At 37.1% G+C, this 6,800-nt stretch carries 8 protein-coding genes; 6 read left to right on the top strand and 2 right to left on the bottom strand.

Annotated features, from left to right (window positions below):
• Together AC1DPQ_RS13380 and AC1DPQ_RS13375 are read right to left on the bottom strand one after the other, a co-directional pair.
• On the bottom strand, positions 1–1,227 hold a 1,227-nt coding region (locus AC1DPQ_RS13380), incomplete at its 3' end, for a class I tRNA ligase family protein (protein ID WP_477609700.1).
• A 382-nt stretch (positions 1,228–1,609) separates the two neighbouring features.
• Positions 1,610–2,038, bottom strand: a complete 429-nt coding sequence (locus tag AC1DPQ_RS13375) for a lipocalin family protein (RefSeq protein ID WP_477582378.1) — start codon at positions 2,036–2,038, stop codon at positions 1,610–1,612.
• Between the two features lie 199 nt (positions 2,039–2,237).
• Here AC1DPQ_RS13375 and AC1DPQ_RS13370 point away from each other — a divergent pair, with 199 nt between their 5' ends.
• The 6 genes from AC1DPQ_RS13370 to ribF form a co-directional block, all read left to right on the top strand.
• Positions 2,238–3,116 (top strand): cell division protein FtsX, encoded by an 879-nt coding sequence (locus tag AC1DPQ_RS13370; RefSeq protein WP_029275800.1) that lies wholly within the window; start codon positions 2,238–2,240, stop codon positions 3,114–3,116.
• Positions 3,116–3,343: a DUF3098 domain-containing protein gene (locus AC1DPQ_RS13365; RefSeq protein ID WP_108198252.1), complete on the top strand. Its 228-nt coding sequence runs from the start codon at positions 3,116–3,118 to the stop codon at positions 3,341–3,343. The genes AC1DPQ_RS13370 and AC1DPQ_RS13365 overlap by 1 nt, the downstream gene beginning before the upstream one ends.
• Positions 3,344–3,422: 79 nt before the next feature.
• Positions 3,423–4,217 carry an undecaprenyl-diphosphate phosphatase gene (locus tag AC1DPQ_RS13360; RefSeq protein WP_477582376.1) on the top strand — a complete coding sequence of 265 codons (795 nt, stop codon included), beginning with the start codon at positions 3,423–3,425 and terminating at the stop codon, positions 4,215–4,217.
• A gap of 26 nt (positions 4,218–4,243) precedes the next feature.
• Complete coding sequence (truB, locus tag AC1DPQ_RS13355) at positions 4,244–4,975, top strand: tRNA pseudouridine(55) synthase TruB (RefSeq protein ID WP_230149589.1); 732 nt, start codon at positions 4,244–4,246, stop codon at positions 4,973–4,975.
• On the top strand, positions 4,972–5,832 hold the full coding sequence (locus tag AC1DPQ_RS13350) for a YitT family protein (protein ID WP_477609697.1): 861 nt from the start codon (positions 4,972–4,974) through the stop codon (positions 5,830–5,832). The genes truB and AC1DPQ_RS13350 overlap by 4 nt, the downstream gene beginning before the upstream one ends.
• Positions 5,833–6,012: 180 nt before the next feature.
• On the top strand, positions 6,013–6,800 hold a 788-nt coding region (gene ribF, locus AC1DPQ_RS13345; RefSeq protein WP_477609695.1), incomplete at its 3' end, for a riboflavin biosynthesis protein RibF.

Genomic DNA, 6,800 nt, shown 5'->3' with positions numbered 1-6,800 from the left:
GCCCATTACCGCGCCAGTTCCGTAACCTGCCAACACATAATCAGCAATCCATAACTGCACGCGTTCGCCACTTACAGGGTTAATTACATAGGTACCCGTAAAAGCACCAGACACCGTTTTGGTATCGGCCATACGGTCTAACTCTGATTTCTTTTTAGTTAAAGCGATGTAGTTTGCAATGTCCTCTTTTTGTTCAGGAGTAGTTAATTCTGCAACCCACTCATGCTCCGGAGCTAAAACCAGGTAAGAAACCCCAAAAATGGTATCTACACGGGTGGTAAAAACTTCTATATATTTTTCAGTTTTCAGTTTTGAGTTTTCAGTCTCTTCAACTGCCAACTGTGAATTGTCAACGGCAAACCTTACGGATGCTCCAACACTTTTACCGATCCAGTTACGTTGCATTTCTTTAATTGGTTCTGGCCAATCGATGGTATCCAAACCCTGCAAAAGTCTGTCAGAATAAGCTGTAATCCGCATGCTCCATTGCATCATTTTCTTTTGCTCAACAGGGAAACCGCCACGTTCCGAGAAGCCATCTTTAACCTCATCATTCGCCAAAACGGTTCCTAAAGCCGGGCACCAGTTTACAGTACTCTCGCGAAGATAAGTTAAACGGTATTTTAACAATTCAATCTGTTTTTCTTCATCGGTAAAGGTTGCCCAGTCGCTCGGCATAAATTCTTTAGTATCTTCATCACAAACTGCTTTAACATCAGCTGTACCAGAAGCATTAAATTTTTCGATCAACGTGGTAATATCTTCTGCCCTATCGTTTTCGATATTGTACCATGAATTGAACAACTGCATAAAAATCCACTGTGTCCATTTATAATAAGATGGCTCACTGGTGCGTACTTCTCTGCTCCAATCGAAAGAAAAACCAATTTGGTCTAACTGCCTGCGATAGGTTGCAATGTTTGCCTCGGTGGTAATGGCAGGGTGCTGTCCGGTTTGTATGGCGTACTGCTCTGCGGGTAATCCGAACGAATCGTATCCCATTGGATGCAATACATTGAAGCCTTTAAGGCGTTTATATCTTGAAAAAATATCTGATGCAATGTAACCCAGTGGGTGACCAACGTGCAGGCCTGCTCCTGATGGATAAGGAAACATATCTAACACATAATATTTTGGTTTTTCAGAATTGCTTTCGGCTTTAAACGTTTGATGATCTGCCCAAAATTTCTGCCACTTTTGCTCTATTTCTTTGAATTGGTAATCCATTGCAAGTTTTAAATTTTTAAAGGTGCGAAAATACGGAAATTAAGGGGCTTAAAAAAGCAGATTCATGATAATATTTTACCAGCAGAAATGCAGAATTAGAAGAAGTTAGGGGTAAAAACCTACACGTCTTTTGTGCACTTAGATATCATCTGATGCTTTATGCCAAAATAAATGTTTCGCTAAATATTTATCATAATAAACAATTTTAGCTCTATTACCCAACGAGATCGTCACCCTGTCCCGAAATTTCGGGATCAGGGCCTATCTTGCTTGGAAAGATGCTGAAATGAATTCAGCATGACGGCCCTAAGATTTAACACAAAAAAAAGCGCCATTGATGTTAAAAATCAATGGCGCAGCAAATAATCGGGGGATTAAGATCTTATCTTGATAAAAAATATACTTTAGTAACGTTTGTTTTATCAATTTTAGCAGTAAACTCTAATTTGTTTGCAGTAATACTGTTTACTTTACAATAATTCAATCCATCATTAATATCCATGCTGAACTGATCAGAATAAATGATTACATAAGTTCCGATTGTTCTGTTACCCGATAAACTCAGCTCTACCTGATCATCGTTATTTGATTTGTAGTCAACATAATCACTTGTTGTACCATAGGTAACAGTCCCATTAATCTTTTTTGGATCTTTCAATGTTTCTTCAGCAGTATAACCGGAAGTTACAATTTTATTTAACGTCCATCGGCCTAACATCTGGGCTTTTAAAGAAGTATCATCTTTTTTGCACGAAATAATTGTAGAGGCGATAAGTAAGAATAGGCTCAGAATAGTAATTTGTCTTTTCATAGTTAAATTTAGTTTTAAGATATCCATAATTAACGCCGTTTCAACAAATTTCGTACCGCGTTTTCACAAAAAGTAAATTTAATTAAAGAATTAATACTCAAACTAAAAGCAAAAGCTTTCCGTTAATATTCATTTAGCAATCATTAATTGGTGTTTATCAGGTATAATTTATATTTTCGCAGAAACAAAAATGAAATACATGGAAGAATTCGAAGTAAGTGATGCATCTAAGAAAACCAAAACCGTTTATATCTCCACTATAATCAGTATTGCTTTGGTTTTATTAATGCTGGGACTGCTTGGTTTGGTACTTGTACATGCCAAAAACCTGTCTAACTACGTTAAAGAAAACATCGTTTTAAACATTATTGTTGATGAAGGCGCAAAAGAAGCCGATGTTTTGGCCTTTCAGAAGGAATTAAATGCAAATCCTGCAGTAAAGCAAACTCAATATGTAAATAAAGAGCTTGCCGCAAGAAATTTAACGCAGGATTTAGGTGAGGATTTTGTTAACTTTTTAGGATACAACCCGCTAACATCTACCTTCGATGTGTATTTAAAAGCAGAATATGCGAACAATAAAAGCATCGATGCCTTAAAAGCAAGTATTTCTAAAAACCCTGTAGTTAAAGAAGTGGTTTACCAAAGCTCTTTAATTGATATGGTAAACAAAAATATCAGCACCATTGGCTTAATTATTTTAGCCTTTGCCGCACTGCTATTAATCATTTCTATAGCACTGATTAACAACACAATAAGATTGGCAATCTACTCACAGCGTTTTTTAATTAAAAGTATGCAGCTGGTTGGTGCAACGAAAAACTTTATTCGACGTCCTTTCTTATTATATGCTGCTTTACATGGCTTAATTGCTGCATTTATTGCCATTATTATTTTATTGGCAACCTTAATTTATGCCCGCAAAGAGGTACCTGAGATTATTATTTTAAATAACTACCAGGAATTTGGCTTCGTATTTATAGGCCTTTTAATTGTGGGTATTTTTATAACAGGCATTAGTACATGGTTTGCAGTAAGCAGATATTTACGTTTAAAATCTTATCATCTTTATAGATAATGGCAGAAAAAAAAACAGGTCCGGTTGCAAAGGACGTTAAAAGCGAATTGGTTTTCACCAAAAAAAACTATCAGTTATTGTTAATCAGCATTGCAATTGTAGCAGTTGGCTTTATATTAATGATGGGTACTACTGGCGACATTTATGATTTCAGAAGGACTTTATTAGCACCGATAGTGGTGTTGGCGGGTTTTGCTTTTGGCATTTATGCTATCCTAAAAAAATAATTTTATCCTAAAGGATTATACTTGAAACGCTTAATTTATTGGTTAAGCGTTTTCTTTATTTCTTATCTTTTCTAAAAACATGAACTATTTTGAAGCCATTATTCTGGCAATTATTGAAGGTTTAACTGAATTTTTACCTGTATCGAGCACCGGACACATGGCCATAACATCCGCCCTGATGGGAATCGGTAAAGATGACTTTGTAAAGCTTTTTGAAGTTGCTATTCAATTAGGTGCAATCTTGGCTGTGGTGGTAATTTACTGGAAAAAATTCTTCAACTTTTCTGATTGGAAGTTTTATCTGAAATTAATTATTGCTGTTATACCTGCTTTGGTTTTTGGTTTTCTATTGAATGATTTTATTGATAATACTTTGGGCAATCCTATATTTATCTCTGCCGTTTTATTAATTGGAGGCGTAATACTCTTATTGGTTGATAAGTGGTTTAAAAACGCTACAATTGACAGTGAAAAAGAAATCACAAACGCAACTGCGTTAAAGATCGGTTTTTTCCAGGTGCTTGCTATAGCTTTCCCTGGCTTAAGTAGAAGTGCCGCGACAATTTTGGGCGGAATGAGTCAAAAATTAACAAAAAGTGCGGCTGCAGAATTCTCATTCTTTTTAGCCGTGCCCACAATGTGCGCAGCAACAGGATACAAGCTTTTAAAAGGCTATCATTTGTTAAATACAGAAAATATTAAGTTGTTATTAGTGGGTAATATTGTTGCTTTTATTGTTGCTATAATCGCTATAAAATCATTTATCGGCTTTTTAACCAAACACGGATTTAAAGTTTTCGGCTGGTACCGTATTGCTTTGGGAATTATCATATTAGCATTGTTCTTATCAGGATATCATATTGATATAAACTAATCCGTATCTTTGCGCAAAAAAGATTTGTGAGTACCGAAAATTCAAAATTTAAAGACTTCAATTTTGCTGAAGGCGAATTGCTCTTAATTAATAAACCATACAAATGGACTTCGTTTGATGTAGTGGGCAAAATCCGTAATTCTTTAAAACCGCTAAAACTAAAGGTTGGTCATGCCGGCACTTTAGACCCCCTTGCTACAGGCTTGCTAATCATCTGTACAGGCAAATTAACTAAGCAGATAGACACTTTCCAGGCAGAAGAGAAAGAATATACAGGCACCATGATTTTGGGTGCTACAACCCCGTCATTCGATATGGAGACCGAGGTAGATCAAACTTTCGACATCAGTAACATCACCGAAGAAGATATATACGCTGCCTGTACACCATTTATTGGCGATATAGAACAATATCCACCAGCACATTCTGCTGTTAAGGTAAATGGAGAGCGTTTATACGTAAAAGCAAGGCTGGGTGAAGAGGTTGAGCTACGTAAACGTTTTGTAAGCGTTCCAGCGTTTGAAATAACACGCATCGAACTGCCAGAGATCGATTTTAGAATTGTATGCAGTAAAGGCACATACATCCGTTCATTAATATCCGATTTTGGTAAAACTTTAAACAGTGGCGCTTATCTTTCCAAACTTACACGTACCCGGAGCGGAAACTTTTTGCTTAAAGATGCGTTTGAGGTATTAGAACTTGTTAATTATATTCGTAGCAAGAAAGAAGAAGCTAAAACTGCAGCAGAGGCATGAACCGCATCAAAAACAGAAACATCAGGTTTATAAAAGAAATTCTTTTAATTATTGCAGGTGTAACTTCGGCATGTTTTGGCTTAAAAAGCTTTTTAATGCCCAGTCATTTTATTGATGGTGGTGTTACGGGTATTTCTCTTTTGCTAAGCACCTTAACTGGCTGGAATTTATCGTACCTTATTGTAATTATCAACATTCCCTTTGTAATTTTAGGTTATAGGCAGATTGGTAAAGGCTTTGCCCTTAAAACCGCTATTGCCATTGCTGCGCTCTCGTTGGCCTTAATTTTTCTTCCCTTTCAGCCCATTACCCACGATAAATTGCTCATCGCATTTTTCGGCGGGTTATTTTTAGGCGGTGGGATTGGATTGGCCATGCGCGGTGGCTGTGTTATCGACGGAACAGAGGTTTTAGCGCTTTACATCAGTAAAAACAGCATTTTAACCGTTGGAAATATCATCCTGATTTTAAATATCATTATTTTCGCCTTCGCAGCTTATTTCTTAAATATCGAAACTGCGCTATATGCTATTCTAACGTATCTATCGGCATCAAGCACGATCGATTTCATTGTAAATGGCATAGAACAATACACCGGTGTTACCATTATTTCTGAGCACCAGGAAGACATAAAAGCATTCATCATTAACGAAATGAAACGCGGAGTGACCATTTATAAAGGTGAAGGTGGTTATGGAGAAAAGAAAGATATCGATATTATTTTCACTGTGGTTACCAAACTAGAAATGAGCAAATTACAAACCGCTATTCGCCAGATCGATCCGGATGCATTTGTGATACAACAACAGATTGCCGATTTAAAAGGCGGGGTCGTAAAACGCYATGCTTTACATTAATAAATAATAGAAATTGGGCATGCCCCTAAGCTGTGCAAAGGGTCGGGCTGTACGCTAAATCCCCGATGAAACCTGTAAAACAAGCAAGCATGCCACAAAATAATAAACAACAATGCTTAAATCGGGGGATACCGCTTCCATCCCTCATGCAAAACCCACACCGATAAAATAGATTTACCATTGAAAATATATCATAACCTTTCGGATTTTAAAAAATTAGATAATGCCATTGTAACCATTGGCACTTTTGATGGCGTGCATTTCGGACACCAAAAAATCATTAAACAACTGGTAGAAAAGGCAAAATCCGACAACGGAGAAAGTGTAATATTAACTTTTTTCCCACACCCTAGAATGATTATAGATCCTGAAAACCAGGAGCTAAAAATGATTAATACCATTAATGAAAAAGCCGAAATTTTAAAAGGTTTAGGTGTAGATCATTTAATCATCACGCCATTTACCAGAGATTTCTCCAATCAGCTGCCTGAGGATTATATAAAAAACACGTTGGTAAATAACATTGGTACCAAGCATATTATTATTGGTTACGACCACCGCTTTGGTAAAGATCGTTCGGGCAACCTAAACGATTTAAAAGCTGCTGGCCTACATTATGGTTTTAGTGTGGAGGAAATTATGGAGCAGGATATTCATGATGTTGCAGTAAGCTCTACCAAAATCCGTCAGGCGCTCTTAGCGGGCGACGTAAGCTTGGCCAACGATTATCTGGGTTATCCGTTTTCTATTTTTGGAAGGGTAATCAAAGGCGATAAAATCGGAAGAACAATAGGTTTCCCAACAGCTAATATCTTTGTAGAAGAAACTTATAAACTGATTCCGGGCGATGGCATTTATGCCGTTACCGTAGAGATGGAGTCTGAAGTCCTAAACCCTAAACCCTCAACCTTAAACCTCCAACCTTACAAGGGAATGGCCTACATCGGGCAACGCCCAACCATTAACGG

This window comes from Pedobacter sp. 01T416_2 (assembly GCF_056398925.1).
Note: the sequence above shows the minus strand (reverse complement) of the source record. Positions and strands in the feature narration are given on the sequence as shown.